This is a genomic window from Psychroserpens luteolus, from assembly GCF_021032705.1.
GTDB lineage: Bacteria > Bacteroidota > Bacteroidia > Flavobacteriales > Flavobacteriaceae > Psychroserpens > Psychroserpens luteolus.
Map to the genome: position 1 here is coordinate 140,777 of NZ_JAHVXI010000003.1, position 20,161 is coordinate 160,937.

The 20,161-nt window shown below is 35.4% G+C and carries 7 protein-coding genes; 2 read left to right on the forward strand and 5 right to left on the reverse strand.

All coding sequences use genetic code 11. The annotated features are described in order from the left end of the window. Positions 1–135: 135 nt before the first annotated feature. Both KWG70_RS09550 and KWG70_RS09555 read left to right on the forward strand, forming a co-directional pair. Positions 136–1,857: a hypothetical protein gene (locus tag KWG70_RS09550; protein ID WP_230935790.1), complete on the forward strand. Its 1,722-nt coding sequence runs from the start codon at positions 136–138 to the stop codon at positions 1,855–1,857. Positions 1,858–1,887: 30 nt separating this feature from the next. Continuing rightward, positions 1,888–3,327 carry a S41 family peptidase gene (locus tag KWG70_RS09555; RefSeq protein WP_230935791.1) on the forward strand — a complete coding sequence of 480 codons (1,440 nt, stop codon included), beginning with the start codon at positions 1,888–1,890 and terminating at the stop codon, positions 3,325–3,327. A gap of 607 nt (positions 3,328–3,934) precedes the next feature. Here KWG70_RS09555 and KWG70_RS09560 read toward each other — a convergent pair. From KWG70_RS09560 to KWG70_RS09580, 5 genes are all read right to left on the reverse strand, one after another. Beyond that, positions 3,935–4,774, reverse strand: coding sequence for a T9SS type A sorting domain-containing protein (locus tag KWG70_RS09560; RefSeq protein WP_230935792.1), 840 nt, complete (start codon positions 4,772–4,774; stop codon positions 3,935–3,937). A 50-nt stretch (positions 4,775–4,824) separates the two neighbouring features. Beyond that, positions 4,825–15,489: a BspA family leucine-rich repeat surface protein gene (locus tag KWG70_RS09565; protein ID WP_230935793.1), complete on the reverse strand. Its 10,665-nt coding sequence runs from the start codon at positions 15,487–15,489 to the stop codon at positions 4,825–4,827. A gap of 94 nt (positions 15,490–15,583) precedes the next feature. After that, entirely contained in the window at positions 15,584–16,231 is a 648-nt protein-coding gene (locus KWG70_RS09570) for a response regulator (RefSeq protein WP_230935794.1), read from the reverse strand. A 3-nt stretch (positions 16,232–16,234) separates the two neighbouring features. Continuing rightward, the gene (locus tag KWG70_RS09575) at positions 16,235–18,067 is read right to left on the reverse strand and encodes a tetratricopeptide repeat-containing sensor histidine kinase (protein ID WP_230935795.1); all 1,833 of its coding nucleotides are present in this window, start codon (positions 18,065–18,067) and stop codon (positions 16,235–16,237) included. 19 nt (positions 18,068–18,086) lie between these two features. Further along, on the reverse strand, positions 18,087–20,066 hold the full coding sequence (locus tag KWG70_RS09580) for a sensor histidine kinase (protein WP_230935796.1): 1,980 nt from the start codon (positions 20,064–20,066) through the stop codon (positions 18,087–18,089). Between the last annotated feature and the right edge of the window lie 95 nt (positions 20,067–20,161).

The following is a 20,161-nucleotide window of genomic DNA, read 5'->3' on the forward strand; positions in this document are numbered from 1 at the left end:
TATTCCATTGATACTGTTTGCTCTATTTGTAAAGTTGAAAGATTAAAATTTTTATTTCCTACATAATTATATAGTAGATTTTTTCTAAATCGTCTACTTAGATTTACAATTCAACCTAAATACGATACAGATTAAATGAAACTTATTTATCATAAAAAAATACTTCTGCTATTCTTCATAATTAATGTAACGATACTAACTGGACAAACAACACAAAGTAAGTTATCAACTCAAGAATGGATAGAGGATTTAGACTTCTTGGTGAACACTATAAAAACGGAACATTACAAACCGTATACAACGGTTTCGGAAAAGACTATAGATAGTTTAAGCGAAGATATAAGGCAAAAGATCGCAACTTATTCTGATGAAAAAATAATATGTGAGTTTTCTAAATTGACTGCGCTATTAAAATGGGGTCATACCCGATTTAGTCTTCCAGTAAATAATGATCATTTAGGGCTCTATTTAGGTCATCTAAGAGAAAAAAGACCTAAAGAGAATATCGCTATGTTTTCAACATTACCTGTTAGGTTTGTTAAATTTTCTGACGGTATATATGTAGAAAGTACCACTTTATATAACGTTAGTTTATTAGGAAAAAGACTCACACATATTGGAGATTATACAGTAGAAGAAGCAATCAAAAGAATGTCTTCTTATATATCCTATGAAAATGAATCTGCATTTAATCTTTTGGCACCTTCATATCTTTCCATTGCTGAACTTCTATATGCTGAGGGCATCTCTAACTCTAAAACCAGTATTAAACTAACCTTTCATAATGATGATCAGGTCATTATAAAACCGATTAAATTCAATAATGACAGTAATTGGATTGATTATTTGACTAAGCACAATATATCAAAACCCAAATGGCTTAAGAATACCGACAATGGGATATGGAAAATTGTAACAAACGATGAATTCTACACAAAAGTAGACCAATACTACTGGTACGATTTCAATCCTGAAGATAAATCGTTCTATATCAAAATAAATTATCTATTTCATCATCCAGAAAAAAGTCTTGGGATATTTATGAATGAAGCTATGGCAACAGCTACTGAAAAAAATGCAGAAAAGATCATACTTGATCTTAGACATAATCGTGGTGGCTCTTCAGATATGAATCGAGCTGTTAAACTGGCACTACAACGCTGGTCAAAAATATCCGATTTCGGGCGCGTATTTGTGATTATTGGTCGTCATTCCTATTCTGCGTCCATAATGCTTGCTATGGATCTTGAAAAAGACTTTAATGTGCTATTTATAGGTGAAGAATTAGGTGGGAAACCTAAACATATTGGAGATTCTCAGCGGTTTTCTCTACCCAATAGTGGTTTGACATTTAGAATCTCTGTTAGAGAACATCACGACTGGACAGGTTTATCTAATCGTTCCTCTGTCTGGTTACATTATAAAACACCATTGACTTTTTCCGACTATAAACAAGGCATTGACCCATCCTTGCAGTTTGCTAAAAACTATCTATTTAAAGATGTGGAAACTGAAATCGTCAATCTCTACAAAACAACAAATATTAATGTAGCGCTATTGTTGTATTACCATTTACTGACTGATCCAAAGTCTGCAGTAAAAGACTATTCTGGCGTTCCTTATGCATTAGCCAACTATCTCTACAAGGAAGAGGAAAAAGACCGTTGGGCAGCATCTATTTTAGGAGTCAACTTGGAATATTATGCGAAGCACGTGCCGTCATTACTCCTACTTAGTGAGATTCAACTGAAATTAAAAAACATAGAAGAAGCCAAGGAAAACTTGAACAAAGTGTTGTCTATTGATTCCAGTAATAGCGAGGCCAGAGCATTATTAAATAGGATTATTAAAGAATAGGTGTTTTAAATATGTGTCAATACTAACTGCATGAAAATTTCAAATACCTTACTTTACATTTTAACGATAGCATACTTGATAATTCATAGTTGTACAGCACAAAGTGTTGATACCTTTGTCTCTCCTGAACAACAACGAGAAGATTTTAAGATATTAAGGAACATACTTGAAGAAGCTTGTCCAATATTAAGTGTCCATCGAACAGAAGAAGAAATAGACGCTCATTTCAAAAAAGTCGAAGAAAGTTTTAAGAAACCTGAACGCACTTCAGGTTTCTACTTAAAAATTGGTAATGCACTTTCATTTTTTCATGATGGTCATTTAAGAGCATATATTGGAAACGATTTTTATGATGCTGCGGCAAATGAAAAAAGTCATATCCCAATTCTAATAACCTTTTTAAATGAAAAAATTTATATCAAGAACAACTATTCGGATTCTGAATTATTGAAACCAAAACGTGAAATACTCTCAATAAATGGAGTTTCAGCAAAACAAATTATTACTGATTTTAAAAATTTCCACAGCGCAGATGGAAACAATAATCATTTTAAATACCATAGAATGAATACTGAGTTTCGATCTTACTTAACCTATTACTTTAAATTTCCAACGGAATACAAGATCCGTATTAAACCTAATCAAATATCTGAGGAGCAGGTCACTGTTCAAGCAATGAGCGCTTCTGAGATTAAAAAAAGTAGACAAACCTCTAACCAAAGGGAAGACAAAGACCTTTTTTCAATTACATATGATGATAAAAGGAAAACAGCAGTTTTTAGATTTGTTACTTTCGGAGATCAAGATGGGGAAAAAAAACTTCGAAAAATCTTGGAAAGGCTCGTGCGTAATTGCAAGAAACGAGGGATAAAAAACCTGATTTTAGATATTAGAGATAATGGCGGAGGATTTGATGATAATGCAGCTGTAGTATATAGCTATTTTGCATCAACGCCGTTCAAAGCATTAAATGGGCGTTTCTTAAAAACTAAACAACTTTCGTTTGATGAATACCTTCTCAATAAAGATATTGAAGAAACCTTAACCTCAGTACCAACATTAAAATTTGGTGAAGAATTTAAACTTGATATGGCATTAGACCATAGTGTTCAACCAAGTGAAACCGTATTTACAGGAGCTGTATATTTACTCATTAATCGAGCTACTTTCTCTACTGCTGCATTGTTTGCGAATATATTTCATAATAATGAGAGAGGGTTAATAATTGGGCAAGACTGCGGTGGAGGTTATCATGGCGACTCTGGAGGCATTGCTTATATCGAATTACCGCACTCAAAAATGACAATCCAGATTCCACTGGTACGAAATGAATATATTGTTGAAGATAAGCATGCTAATTGGACAACTATTAAACCAGACATATCAGTTCCATTGAGTATTAAGGACATCAACTCTGAAACAGATGAAGTCATGAATGCAGTGTTAGAGAAAATTGATTTTAAGCCTTAATTACGTATTTCAGAAGAAAACGTACAGCAATATATTATTAATTGGAAACAGTTACTGCACAATACAGAAAATGAGATTATAGATTTTATAAGAACTTGAATGTTGAAGATACAAATTTGGTACAGTAAGAATCAAAAACATCCAAATTAGGCATACAACTAAACCATTTTTGGATTGATACAAACATGACGTTCGATTCTACTAATTTCAAAAAACAGAACCCATAACCTTCCCGTGCTATGGGTTCTTTATAAAACCTATTGTCTTTACGACAAGAAGTTTCTAGGCACAACTCATTGGTATTATTACCCCTTTTAAATAATCCCAATGACTAAATTGTGCTTTTTTTACCATTCTCATTTAAAAAATAGAACCCATAGCAATATTGCAGCTATGGGTCTATCAAAACCTCTTGCCTCAAAAGAAGAGGTTTTAGCTATCAATCATTAGAGAGTGATTTCTTATTTTACTATACATCTAAGCTTATAAATTGTATAACTCTAGAATGTCTTAGTAAAAAATCAAATAGCTTATATACCCTGCTAATATGTAAAATGTCACTAGAAATAATTCTAATTTATATCGTCTCAAATAAGCTTTCATCCTATTAATGCTTTACCAACTTAATTGTTTTACTTGATGCTGCAATACTTTTGAGCTTTACCAAATACACACCTGACTCCAATTGGCTAATGTCTATACGCTCAAAAGAATGTGTTTGTACCAATACTTGTTTTCCATTGATATCATATAATTCAATGCCCGATAGGTCATTCGTATTTCCTTTTATGTATACCTCGTCCTTTGCTGGGTTTGGATATAAACTAATATTCAATATTTCTGCATCTATCTCCTCTGTTGACAAGGTTTCAAAGCTATATGCATTCGTCCCACTTACCATATTAAACTCATTGGTAAAATTTACGGTTGCATCATCGGTTATATCTGCCTGTATAAAAGCATCTAAAGCTCCATTTATTGCTGGATGACTCGCTAAATTTGAGTCGTTCTCTAATAACCTTATCTCTCCTGAGGTTGGTGCTCCGTTTACAGTGAACGTTACCAAAGGGATTGTTTCACCACTCCCATGGGCACTTAATGTGCCGCCTGAAGTATCGGTAGTAATTAAAAACAAGTCCTTATCTGCCATGCTTGCATCTAATCCGGCTACATTAGTTCCTGGAATAGGTGTCACTGTTTCATTGGTTCCTGAAGGTAATACCTGGTCTACAGTTATGGTAAAACCATCAGGCAAGACCAATACAAATCCATAGGACTGAGTACGAGGCTCGAAGCTACCTGAATCAAATTGTGACACTGCGGCCAATGTGAAATTATAATCGCTGTTCTGTATCAAGGCAAAATCATAATTTTGGGATCTACTTTTTGTTGATAGCATAGTCAGTGTTAGTATCACTATCATTTTTAAAGGGGTTATTGGTTTCATTTTTGTTCTATTTAATTTGTTATTATTTTTTACTTGCTTAGACATAGGGCTTAATTTTTACTATTTTCATACTGGTTTCGAAGTTCCATGTAACGCGATAAATTAGTTGGTAACTGTGCATTGATAGGCCAAGTACTCAAGCCTAAGAAATTACCTGGGTAACTAAATACATTTTGTAGTATAAATGGTAGCTCTGAATTTGAACCCGCATACTGTATAATACCATCCATATTGACATCACTATTGGAATATCCGCTAGATTGATGTGTAGGTAAACCAAGAAAGTTAGTAGCATCGTTTAACACCGTTGATAAAATACCAGATGTATCCGGAAATCCGCCCGAATACTGTATAATATCATCACCATTGGCATCACCAGCCCACAACCCTTGGACACCTATTGGCATCCCTAAGGTCGTTTGGGCATTGGTACCATAAGTAGGCACACTACCATCGGTAAAGTCTACCACAAGGGGGCTTGTAAATAAAGACACCGTGGAAGCACTCATAATTCCCAAGTGGTTACGATGTTTTATCACCACGTAGTAATCATCTATAGGTAAATCAAAACTTAGTGCCGTTAAACCCGTACCTAGTACATCGCCATCACGTTGTAATAATCCTGATTTTTCTGCAACTATGATTGTACTATTATCCTTATCTCGTAATTCTACCCAAACCCAATCAACTATGGCATCATTACCCGTAGTAACAAACACCGAGGCATCTACTGTTGCTCCGTCTCCATAAGGGGATGTTATAGGTAATAGTCCAGCCACACGAAGATCATCACGCATTAAGTTTTCTTCACCAGCATTTGGGTTCAAGGCTGCACCTTGCAAATACACGTATGGTACGACGTAAATTGTTGTTGGGCAATTGAGGCCACTATCATCAATAGTCCATCCATAAGTATCTATTAAATCTTGTCTCTGGGTTTCTGACGCACAATATTGGCTGCTACCGCCTTCAAACAGAACATTGGTAGGAATTTGTGTTTCTCCTGTATCTAAAGTTGCCCAGCCTATTAATGTATTATCATAATTCTCTAATGATATTCCAGCATTAGTGAACATGCCAGCCATACCTAAGTTACCTGAAACCATACTACTCAGGTCCCAGCTACTCAACTCTTGATCAAAAGCTGTAGCGTTGGCAAACATGTCTTTCATTTGCTCTACCTCAGCGACATCCCAATTATTTATAGGTTGATTGAAAATAGTTGCTCCGGAGAACATACCCCACATGGATCTTACCTTAGATACGTTCCAATTGTTCATTGGTTGATCATAGTCTTTGGCATTTTGGAACATTCTTAACATAAATTCCGCATCAGAAACATTCCAGTTATTTATATTTTGATTAAACCTTGATGCTCCAGAAAACATCTCTATGAAGTTCTCGACCTTAGAAACATTCCAGTTATTTAAAGGTTGATTAAATGTTATAGCCCCATGGAACATAGAGTTCATACTTCTTACGTTAGAGACGTTCCAGCTGTTTAACGGTTGATCAAAATCCTCTGCGCCATGAAACAGGGAGGTCATTTCCGTGACATTGGATACGTTCCAATTGTCTATATTTTGATTAAAGCTTTTGGCATTCGTAAACAAAAATCCCATGTTGTCAACATTAGACACATTCCAATTATTTAAAGGTTGATTAAATACTTCAGCTCCAGTGAACATTGAAAATATCTGTGTGACATTGGACATATTCCAATTGTTTAAAGGTTGGTTAAATAACCTTGCACCGGCAAATGCGGATCGCATATCATCGATAGTGCTTACGTCCCATGAGTTAATATCGGTTGTTCCTACAAGATTGTAGCAATTATTGAATATTTGGGTAAGTTTGGTCACATTACTTAAATCTGGTAAGTCCGTAGCTGTGACATCTAAATTTTCGCAACCATAAAAAGCTCTATCCATAGTACTCCATGAAATAGTTCCCCATTGCTTGACCTCTATAATTTTAAGACGATCGGCACCTGGTTGTAAACTACCAGTAGTGATAAGCATGGCATTATTAAAGAGGATACGAGGGAAGTCACCTGTTATGGTTACATCATAGGTTCCCGCTGCACTATACGTATGCTCAATGAGTCCTGTCACTCCAATGTCTACCGTACCATCTCCCCAATCTACATTATAATTGAACGTAGCGTTCGTAGCTGGTATTCTAATGCTATTATCATTAGTACCTCCTTGGTTGTCAGTTTTCCAGGTGGTAATAAATGCATCATTACAACTTGACCCAGCATCATTAATTGTCCAATTAAGTCCTGTAATGTCTGTTAAGGTTGTTCTGGCAGCTTCGCCTAAACAATATTGACTGCTACCTGCATTGAACGTAATGTTAGACGGAATTTGTGTTTCTCCTGTATTCAAGGTATTCCATCCGATTAATAATTTATCGTAGTTATTCGTAGATAACCCTGCATTGGCAAACATGTCTTCTGCCGTTTGCAGACTAGAAATATCCCAGTTTCCTAAGTCTTGATCAAAGTTCGTTGCGCTATTGAACATATCTTCCATAGAAGTTACAGAAGACACATTCCAGCCGCTTATATCCTGATTAAAATTATCAGCAAACATGAACATAAACTCCATCGTTTCAGCAGCTGAAACGTTCCAGTTGCTAATATCCTGATCAAAAAGTGTTGTATTAAAAAACAATGCAAGCATGTCGGTAATAGTACTCACATCCCAACTATTAAAAGCTGAAGTTCCTACCAAGCTGGTGCAATCCGCAAACATATTGAACATGCTTGTGGCATTTGACAAATCAGGAGTATCTGTAGCAGTAACATCTAAATTACGACATCCACTAAACGCTAAATCCATACTTGTCCAGGGGTTTGATCCCCATTGTACGACCTCAATAAGCTTAAGTTTATCTGAGGTATCTCCTGGTGTATTTGGTGTATTTGTAGTAATTCGAGGAAAAGTACCCGCAATTGACACAGTATACGTTCCTGGTGTTGTATAGGTATGGGTGATATCTCCTGTTACTCCGGAGTTTGATGTACCATCGCCCCAGAACACCGTGTAATTGTAAGTCTCGCTTGTCACGGTCGTAATCTTAACCTGGTTATCTCCAGAATTTCCTGCATTATCCGTTTTCCACTTTGTAATGAAGAACGAATCACAATTCAATCCACTATCTGTAATGGTCCAGTTAAACCCGGACGGATCTGTCATTGTGTTCCTTCCACTCTCACCAAAACAGTAGCTAGCATCCGTACCGAAAGAAACATCATTCTGAAGACTTAACTGGCTCCAATCGGTCAGTAGTTGATCATAGTTTATTATTGAAAAAGCTGTTCCGACAAGCATTGCATTGGCAGCAGCAACATTAGATACGTTCCAACCTGAAATATCCTGATTAAAGTTTGTAGCGCCATTAAACATCCATCCCATATCGGTTACCAGACCTACATTCCAACCTGAAATATCTTGGTTGAAGTTTACGGCATTTTGGAACATGGCATACATGGTCGTTACCTGAACTGTATTCCAATTGGAAATATTTCCATCAAAATTAGTAGCGCCTAAGAACATGAAGTCCATTTCTAGTACCTGGCTTACATTCCAGCTATTCAAATCTTGGTTAAAGTCTTCTGCATTATTAAACATCCAACTCATATCGGTAACATTGGCGACATTCCAATTACCGGTTGCACCATTAAAGTCTAATGCACCTGTAAACATAAAGTCCATAAATTCCACCTGGCTAGTATTCCAACTGTTCAAGTTTTGGTTAAACGATTCGGCAGTATTAAACATGCTGGTCATATTAGTAACATTGCCTACATTCCAATTGTTTAAAGGTTGATTAAAATTGAATGCAGAAGCGAACATTAACTGCATATTCTGTACATTGCTCACATTCCAATTGTTGATAGTCGCATTACCTGTAAGAGTTTGACAATTATCGAACATTCTGTATAAGCTCGTCACATTAGAAAGATCAGGAGTGTCTGTTGCCAATAGTTCCATATTTTCACACTCCACAAAGGCTTCTTCAAAAGAAGACCAAGTATTTGTACCCCATTGATCGATACTAATGAGTTTTTCGGCATCTCCAAAGAAGGAACCGTTAGAGATAAAACGTGGGAATGTTCCCGTAATTCCTATGGTATAGGTTCCTGCTGTTGTATAGGTATGTGTAATATCACCGGTGACGTTTAAGTTTGAAGTCCCATCGCCCCAAACGATATTATAGCTATAGGTCTCATCACTATCGGTAAAGATGGTGATTTGATTGTCGGCACTACTTCCTGAATTATCCGTTTTCCATGTGGTCACGAAAATATCTGTACCCATACCTAAAGATATGGATGGATTAATTTGTCCGTAGGTACCTGCTTCAGTAGGGACTACATTAAATTGAGTACCATCTATTACCGTGCCTGTATTATCGTAAATATTAGAATTACTTGCAGATATTTGGAAAAAGTCGCCTATACTTCCCTCTCTAAAAATGGCACCAGGAATACTTCCTATGCTTGATAGATTGACACCGCCAAAATCGGTACCATAAGTAACGCTTACTGGGCAACATGCTCCTCCATCACCAACACCAACGGCATCAAATACGGTCCCAAAGGATGACAAGTCATCAGCAACACCATCGTTATCTGTATCGATATCTGTCACATCTACCGTTCCACTAAAAGAACTCACTAATACTGCTGTATGGGTTGGGTTTGTTAAGTTTGGAACGGTCACCGTAAGTATGCCATCGGCATTAAAGTCTCCTGAAATATTTGACACATCAGTAACCACTCCTCTACCGTTTCTACTGTTATCACCATCAATAATAACAAAGGCGCCACTAAAAGATTCATCTGCCGGTCCTTTAAATTCTATGGTTTGAGGTGTGTCGGCGTCAAATGTAACGGGTTGGTATTCACTTATTAAAATTGAAACCAAGTTATTCGGATCTGGAGACAAGGTCACATCGTTTCCGTCTCCACCCACATAACTGATAATACCATTGTAATTGCCAAAGGAGATCGATGCCCCTTCAGGTAAACCATTGAATGTACCAGATACAGAATCTGGTCCGTTATTGGTAATAATTGTTATATCACCAGCCATTTGCGCAATAAATCCACCTGTTGGTGCTAGATTGGCATCGTCAAGGGTAATGGTTCCATCTGTGGTTAATGAATCAAAATCAGATCCTGGACCAACACCATCACCTACGATACGAGGTGCGAAAGTTCCCCCGGTATTTATAAGAAGGTCGTCAAACGTATAATCAAACCCAGTAGTTCCTCCTCCAGGAGTGATCGTAGCATCATTTGAAATGGTAGCAAGCGCGCCTTCTACGAATGGTAACCCAGTCAATAAGGTATTTTCTCCTGAGAAATTGGCAGCATCCAAAATATTGATTATGATATCTCCTGCACCTATATTACCTGTACCATTAAGCGTTCCAAAAGTAAAACTTTTGCCAGGACCACCTCCAGGAAAACCTGTAACGTCACTGTTTAGATTCGTAATGGTTCCTGCAGCACCGTTATAGGTTACTCTTCCGCTAAAATCATTGGTAGCACCATTAAAGTTAATGGTTCCAGCATTATGATTGAAAACCGCCGTTCCTGTGCCATTATTGATATCTATATCCGCATTAAAGGTACTGGTGCCTGACCCATGCTTTGTAATGAGTGTAAAATTGGGTTCTAAATCAAATTGAGGTGCTGTTAGCGTAAACTCATCTACAACAATGTCTGCTAAAAACGTATTCGTTGCATTGGTAAAAGACAAATTGGTAAATGCGCTTTCTGTAGTATTGATTGGATTTACAGCAGCTATTGCCCCAACAGTATTAGCTTGATCTAATACAGCTGTTCCTGAACCATTTCCTCTAAGTATTAAAAAACCTTGGTTAATAATACCACTATGTTGGAAAATACCGTCGTTACTTGCTATGAATAAATTGGTATTGGCATTGGTTACACTTACATTACCATCTAAAGTTACAGTACCAGGTGAAGCTACTAAGAAGTTTTGAAGCGGATCAGTTGCTGAGATCGTAATCTCACTAAATGTAATATTGGCTCCTGCAGAAAATGTTATTCTATTGGCGTCTATATTGATTGCACCGCCAAACGAGTGATTCCCTTCACCATCGTTTAACGCGATTTGCCCGGAAGCTGAGAATGTCGAAACTCCTGTAACTGTTATGGCACTTCCAACATCTATAATTTCAATAAATCCTACAATATTTAAATCTCCTGTATTGATGGCGTCAAGCCCAATAATTGCAGTATCATCGCCTTGGATATCAATTGCTGTTGCTGAAGAAGTTTCAACAGTAACCGCATTGGTTCCGCCTTTAGTATTTATTATAATCCCTCCTGTGAACAGTGACATGTCTACAGTCACTGTAGTATCATCTACCAACACTGGTCCTCCAGAAACTTCTAACGGTGCAGTTAAATTGCTAATGGTTAACGTAGTACCATCATCAGATAGTGTGAAATCATCATCAGAAACTCCACCATTCACATCTTCGATAGTTAAAACATCACTATCGATGCTTACTAAGGTTTCCGGAAACGTAACTGTGACAGTAAATGAACAAATCGTTTCGTTTCCACAGACATCTGTAATGGAGAATGTATTTGTAGTAATACCTTCTGGGAAAACCTCTCCCGAGGCTAAGCCTTCTGTTTGTGTAATGGCAACATCACCACACACATCACTTGCTGTTGGTAAATCGTAAGTTATAATAGCATCTGTATCACTTGGTGCCAATTCGAATATAATATCTTCTGGACATGAATCGAGTACTGGAGGTGCAGTATCTGTTATTGTTATCGTTTGAACACAGTTGCTCGAATTTTCTGAAGTATCTGTAGCGGTCCAAGTACGCGTAATCGTTTGTGAAATACCACATCCATTAACTAACACATCACTAAATGTTATTGTAGGCGTTCCTGAAGCATCGGTTGCAGTTGGGATTCCCATTGCAGAAGGATCCGTATTTATAACGCCAGGAACTGCATCAGGGTCTAAAGCTTCAATATTGATCTGCCAGGATACTAATGTTCCTGTATCTTGACCAGCTTGATCTCGTAAACTTAAAGTCCAATCGCCATTGAATGAACTTCCATTAGTATTGATCGCATTTATAAGCTGTGCAAAAGCATCAACACCACCCATCGCTGTATATTCGCAAATATTATCTGTTTCGCAAGCGGCTTCTGAATTCTCAATCGTCTCTCCTATGTCATCTGCAGATACACCTGCAGTATCTGTAAATGTAATTGGGAAGTTAGAATTTAAATTACTGCTTTCGCTCAGCGATTCAGCAAATAATACTGCTGTTTCTCCTCCAGGTGCTATAAGATCAATAGATAAATCTCCTGTCCAGGTATGGTCAATTGCTACTTGAACAGTAATTATAGAAACCTCCAAATCAGAATCTATACCTGTAATGTTTGCGGTACTCGAAATACCCGTATCGTCATTATCTGGAATATCAATAGGTGTATCTACACTAATACCTGCTGCAAAGACGGTAGCTGCATCAGTACAATCAATGGTCTGATCTGCTGGGCATATGATTACTGGTGCTTGCAAATCTCTCGATAATGTTATATCATTCCCATCGCCACCGACATAGCTTATGGTAATAATATCGCTTGTACCTGTTAAATTTACTTGACTTCCCTCTGGCAACCCATTGAAGGTGCCACTAATAGCATCGCTACCATCATTATTCACAATTATTATCTCTTCTATATCAGAGTTATTGCTAAAACCTCCTGTAGGCGCAAAGTCGGCATCAGTTAAAGTGACTGTACCTACTACATTTAATTGGTCGAATGCATCATCGCTATCAATAAATGGCGCAAATGTTCCTTCATCAAATTCGACACTCTGTATGGTTAATGTCGATGGGGTTGTGCCATTGCCAGGAGCAATAGTTCCATCTAACTCGACTGTTGTTGAAGTACCTGTAAATGTTCCAGCACCTGACAAAACACTATTAAATCGATCTATTAATAGCTCATCAAAAACTTCAATATTAATACCGCTAAAACCAATATTTAAAGGGGCGTGTATCGCTAAGGTTCCAAATTCTAATGAAAGATCTAAATCATTAAAAGTCGTATTACCATCTAAGAATCGCGTCCTTGTTCCTGAAACGCCGCGATAGTTTAACTTTTCAACTGTAATTGTACTTCCAAAAAATTCTACAAAACCTGCATTATGTTCAATATTAGCTACAGAATTATTTGTTGGATTGGTAATATTAATTGTACTTGTTTCTGTACCTATGGTTAATGCCCCTGTTCCATTTTTAAGAATATCTGTATTCTCCGTGAGATTCATAGTTGATGCAAAAAGACTTGCATCTCCAATAGTTAATAGACCAATCTCCATATCATCGATATCATTGAATACAATGAGTCCCATAGTACGCCCAGTTTCTACTTCAATTATGTTTATATCATTATTTCCAAAGAATAGAGCTACTGTATCTCCGTTATCGCTTCCATCAAAAACTAGCTTATCTGTTGTAATGGTTCCTGAAGGTTTATTAATAGTATTCTCCGCTCTTAAATAGAGGTCGGAGTCTCCGCCTGTTACTATATCTGCTGTTAAGGTTAAATCGCCAGAACCTACATAAATTTCATTCCTTCTGCTATCATCAGTATCTGTCGAAGTAATAGTACCAAGTTCTAAAGATTGAGAAGATGCAACGTAAAATGATTCTGCGCTTATAGTTACTAATCCACCAAAAGTATGTGGTGCTGTAGCTCCAAGACTTATGTCGACATTTTCAGTTGTTTGGATATTTGTAGTACCTGTTATAGTTATTGGATATCCTGGAGATTGATCGGTTAAAGAATTTATTCCTGTTACATTAAAACTGTCTGCCGTTAAAGCCCTTTGAATTATAAGATCTAGTGCTATACTCTCAGAAACTTTAAAAGCTCCTGTAATTGTAATGGCTCCATTTTGTGCATATGCACTTATATTTTTAATGTCAAAGTCTCCATTAATATTTATATCGGAATCTATAGAAATACTATTATCTCCATTACCACCAATAAATTCAATACCATTAGTAATATTAGACATTGGAACAGTAACCGTAGTTGCATCTGTTTTAATAACACCAGAACCTGAAACAGTTGGCACAACCAAATCACTTATAGTTAGTGTTATACCATCGTTGGATAAAGTGATTTGATCATCTGAATCATTTTCAATATCTGTAATCGTCAGTTTTCCACCACTAAGTTCAACTAAAGTTTCGAATGGATTTTCAACTACCGTCACATCAAATTCGCAAGTACCAACATTACCAAAACCATCAGTAGCCTCAAAGGTATTTGTAGTTGTCCCTAAAGGGAATACACTTCCTGAAGTAAGCCCAGTTGTTTGAGTTATTGTGGATTGAGATAACTCAATGAGATACGTTTTTGGATTGTTATTATTTCGATCATTCCATCTACCACCACCGTTCATGGTTGTATAATCTTCACCTGCACCAGCATCATTAGGTTCAGCCGTTGACCAATTTGAGTAGGTAGAAGTAGCATTAGGATCATGCCAAACAAAAGTATCCTCTACATCTATATCATTATATCCAATCAGAAAGTCAAACCCAAGACCTGCATCAGACACTGCAGATCGAATAAATTCATTATGCTCAGCATTTTCTATAGTTGCTACATATCCACCTAATGACTCTGCATTGCTATATGCTTGACTCGGTAGAATACTATTCTGAGACAGAAAATAGCTTTTACCATTCCAAACACCTAAAAGGTCAAAGCCACTAGGCGTTTCAACAGAACAATCATCGTATAAAATATCATCATAATTAACCACTGCTGGTACTCCAGGATCTGTAAATACCGTCATGTCGCCAGGACAAGTTAATTCTGGGGCTGTTTGATCTAAAATGGTAACCGTAGCCTGACAACTAGCACTATTACCATTTTGATCCATCAAAAATAAGGTGACTGTATTATCTCCTATATCATCACAATCAAAGCTGTTTTGAGAAATCCCAAAAGACGCAATACCAGAGTCAGCATCTGTTGAGTTATTGTTAATGTTAGACGGCGAGATATTAACTGTTCCGTTAGTTCCTAATGTTCTTGTAATATTTCTGCAATTCGCAATAGGCCTTACTTCGTCTAAATAATGTACTTGAAATCTAATATCCCAATCTTCAGAAATAGGATCGAAATTCCAAAAATTACCTGTAAATATTTCTCCACCAGGATAAACATCGGTAGCTTCATGCGTTCGTAAATCTACTGTTTTATCATTATCGTTCTTTACTACTCTAAAAGCATATAGCTCACCAGAATTTACCGAGGATTCATTATTAAACTGGAAATAATGTTCTTGTTGTGATCCACTAAAAGGAAGATCTAAAGTTTGTGAGTTGATAAGTGTTCGAGTACTACTGCTTAATGGTTGCGACCATAATTCTAAAGTAACGGAAACACCTCCTATGGTTCCACCGGTTACTCTACGAGTCCAGAAAGAAATACCTTCTATTTTACCAGAACACGTTGCGGTAAAACTGTTACCTGCCGGCAGTAAGAATGAAGGCAGATCATTATCAAAATCATCTTGAATTATGTCATTGGTTCCATCGCATTGTGCGATAATGTTTGTGCTCCAAAAAAAGAAAACACATAATAGTACTAAAGGGGTTCTAGCATTCATGATTATTACATTTTAAAATCATGTGCAAGTTATGACCGTCTTTAGGGTTACGAAATAAGAGACGACTCGTAAATACTACGTAGTGACACGTAGTTTATTGAGAAAATATGGTAGTTCTATTAATTAAAGCCCAATTAGTCAATACATTATTCCCTTTTTTCAAGCCTAGTTTCTCAATGATATTACTACGGTGTTTTTCAATAGTTCTGATAGATAATGATAATGTGTCTGCGATCTCTTGATTAGAAACTCCTTTGGCAATAAATTTTAATATTTTGATCTCGGAAAGTGTCAATAAGTTGAGTCGTTTTAACTCTTCACTAGCTGTATTTAAAGGTTGTTCTTCAATAGATTTACTGAAGTAAACATTCCCTTTCAACACTTCACTAATACAATGTTCTATTTCAAAAAATGTGTCTTCTTTAAGTAAATAACCATCAATCTGAAAGGTCTTAGCTTGAACTATATAATAGGTTTCTTTATGAAAAGATAAAATAATAAACTTGGTTTTAGAGCCTTTTTCTCTAGCCATCTTAATGACTTCAAAACCCGTAAGCATAGGCATATCAATATCCAATAATGCTATTACGGGTTTTAATTTTAATATGAGTTCTAGAGCCTGAATACCATTATTAGCCTGCCCGATGATATTAAAGCCATTAGTTATTAACTCATCATTCAAACCCTTCAATAGCATTGGATGATCATCCGCAGTAATGATTGTAATTTCTTTTCTATCCATAATTTAAATTGGAATATTCAATGTCATCACAGTACCTCTATCTATTCTACTATCTAAGTTTAGTTGTGCACCTATCATTTTAGCACGCTCTAATAAGGTTTTTAACCCTAAACTCATACTCTTATACTTTGATTCAAAATCAAAGCCTTTACCATTATCACTAACCGTAATATTTATTGCATGCTTCATTTTATCTACTTCCATTTTCACAGCTTTAGCTTCAGAATGTTTGACAATGTTACTTAATGTTTCTTGAATAATTCTATATATATGCAATTCAGATTCCTTAGTCATTACATTATCGATATTATCAATCCTGTCTGTAAAAAACAATTCTGTGTTGGCATTAATATTATAAACCAGTGCATTTATGGACTCTGTAAGCCCTAGGCGCTCTAAATTTGACGGATGTAAACCTCTAGAGATATCCCGTACTTCTTCTAATGTTGTAGTAGCCAAACTTTCTATCTTACTATCTCCAATAGTTTTACTCTGCTTTGATAATAACATCAATTTTTGCCCCACACTATCGTGTAAGTCTCGAGCTAAACGTGCTCGTTCTTTCTCTTGTTCCTTAATTAAACCTCTGGAAAATTTTTCTTGCATTTTCTTTTTTCGATTAGCAAATTCTCTTGCTTTAAACAAGTATACTATTATAAATACTATTAATACTGCTATTCCTCCAAACATTAACCACTGTGTTTTTACTTTATTTTTAGCAGCCAAAGTTTCTATTTGGGCATCCGAAAGTTCTTTTTCTTTCTGAAATTCATTCCTAAGCTCCAATTCTTTAATTTTTCGAGTGTTTTCTTTATTAAACACTGAATCAGAATATATTTTATGAAGCTTAGCACTTTGATAAGCTAGTTTATAGTTTTGAAGTTGTTCTTGTATTTCACTATTCTGCAAATACCCAGCAGATATCCATTGCTTGTAATCCTCGGTTAAGGCTATATCTAGTGATTGCTTATTATAGATTAACGCTTTATTATAATCTTCAGATACCATATAAGCCCCAGCTATTTTCGAAGCATAAATACTCTGAAAACCTTTTACATCTTTGTTTCTAAAATAATGCAAGCATTCTTTAAATAGGGTTATGCACTTTTTATAGTCACCTTGCTTAAGGTAAAAATCTGCAATAATGCCCTTAAGGCTATAAAGACCAAATTCATCATTTATTAGGTTAAAATTATGTCTTGATTTTTCAAAGTAAAATAAGGCCGAATCCGGTACATTTAGATTACTATAAAACTCTCCAAATATTTTATAATTGTGTCCCAAACCTTCAGGTTCATTAAGCTTTTCATTAATTGCTATAGCAGCTTCAATATTGCGCTTTTGTTCTTCCCTATTACCTTGATATCGGTGAAGTATTGAAATATTGTGATAGATATTTGAAATGGCAATCGAATCTTTATATTTTTCGAGAAGATTTTTAGCTTTACTGTAATGTACCATGGCCTCTGTATAACGGCCTTTATCGGTATACAAAGCTGCTAGATATCTATACGTATCACCTAATAACTCTGAGTGTTCTGATGAAGCATTATTAAGTGTCTCAACGGCTTCCATAAAATAGTGCTCTGATTTAAAAGAGTCTATTTCCCATAAATATACACCTAGCCTATACATGAGCCGTGCTTTAGTAGTATCTACAGTAGCGTCCTTTAACATTTGCTCTAACTTAACACGTGTAGTATCTATATCTTTTACCTGACTCTTATTCCATATTTGGTTAGATAATTTATTGATCTCTACTTTTGCTGTTACTTCATAGGGTATAAACCATAAAATAATTACTATAAAAAATAAACTCTTTAAAGTCTTACTCATACCATTCATATTAGTTATTCTATATGGGAATATTTAAAGTTACTTTAGTGCCTCCACCATTTACTTGACTATTTAGATATATTTCTGCCCCTATAATTTTAGCACGTTCAAATAAGGTTTTTAAACCTAAACTTATATTCTTATACTTTGTTTCACTATCAAATCCTTTACCATTATCACTTACTTCAATATTAATAGTATTTGCAGTTTTACTAATATTCATTTTTACCGCTTTCGCTTCAGAGTGCTTAACAATATTGCTTAACGTCTCCTGAATAATTCGATAAGTGTGTAGTTCAGCATCTTTAGATAAGATATTGTCAATATTGTCTATTTCATCTGTAAAAAACAAATCTGTATTGGCATTAATATTATAGACTAATGCATTTATAGATTCCGTTAGGCCCAAACGCTCTAAATTGGAAGGGTGCAAACCTCTTGAGATACTTCGTATCTCTTCCAAAGTTATATCCGCTAAATTTTCCACATTAGAATCTCCAGAGTTCTTGGTCTGTTTAGAGAGTAACATTAACTTCTGCCCTACACTATCATGGAGTTCTCTTGCCAAACGTGTACGTTCCTTTTCTTGTTCATTAATCAAATCTTGAGAAAACTGCTCTTGCAATATTTGCTTAGAGTCGGCATATTTTTGAGAACGCAATAAATACAATATTGTGAACAATGCCAACAAGCCTATTCCTCCAAATAGCATCCACTGTGTTTTTATTTTATTTTTTGAATCCAATATTTCAATTTCAGATTCTTTTGATACAATTTCTGCATCTCGTTTCTCGGTTTCATATAAGGTTTGATAATATGAAAGCGCTTTAGACCGCTTTAAACTAAGAATAGAATCATTAATATTTGTAGCCTCTTCATAGTGATCTAAAGCTAACTTATAATTCCCCATGGCTTCATGTATACTATAAAGTAAATAGTGCACACCTTTGATATTTTCAATTACATTATTTTTAATTTGATAATTGTAATGTTTTTGAGCATAATCTAATGCCTTTGGAAAGTCTTTTTTTGCATAAAAATAATACGATAAGCCTTTTATATGCTCGTCCTCAAAAATGCCTTTTGTATAACGTTCGGGATTACGTTGTATCTCTTTAAGAATTTCGGTTGCTTTTCCTAAACTATCAGCTATAGAATACTCTTCTAATAATTTATTAAGTATATGAGGTTCATATCTATTTTTAACCTCATCTGAATTTTTTGCATATTCAAGAGCTAGGTTCAAATTTATAATCGCTTGTATATGATTATCTGTATTACTATTGTCTATTGATGAATTTAAAAGTGTAGATATTAATCCTGATTCATAATGTACTATTTTTGCTAACTCGATAGCTTCATCACGTTCTAATTTTGCTTCATCATAGAATCCATTCATACTATATAAATCAGCTCTAGAACTTTTAGTATTTACCAATCGTATGGTATCGTTTGTTTTAATATATATGTCTTCAACTTCCTTGAGTATTTTAGAAGCCTCAACAAGATTCCCAGTACGTATATAAGCATCGGCAATGTACTTTTTTGAGGTTCCGTACAATATTGAGTCTTCTAATTTAATGGCATATTTTGAAGCTAAATTATATATTTCAATAGCCTTCTCTATCTCTTCAGAAAAGTAATAACTATCACCTCCATTAAGATAAAATCTAGCTAGCAATGCATTATCTGTTACTGGCAATTGTCGCGCGTCAAACTCTTCAAAAAAAGTTTTGCCTTCATTGGGTCTTCCTAATCTATTAGTTAAAGACCAAATGAATCTTGCCGCTTGCCTATTAGCAATATCAAATGAATCTAACTCTATTGCATATTCTATTGTTACCTTAACAATAGAATCGTATTTAAGTTCTATTCTATCTCTAGTAATCCTGCATAAACTATCTAATAATTTAAGTTTTTGAACACCAGAAGTATTGTGAATATGATTCTTTAAATCATCAATATTTAATTCCTTTTGTTGTTTTTGAGAATAACTCAAAGAAGAAGAAAACAAGAATAAACAAACGATAAATTTTAATATATATAAGTAGTGCTTTTTAGTATTCATAACAATCTCTAGCGCTAATTTTTGAC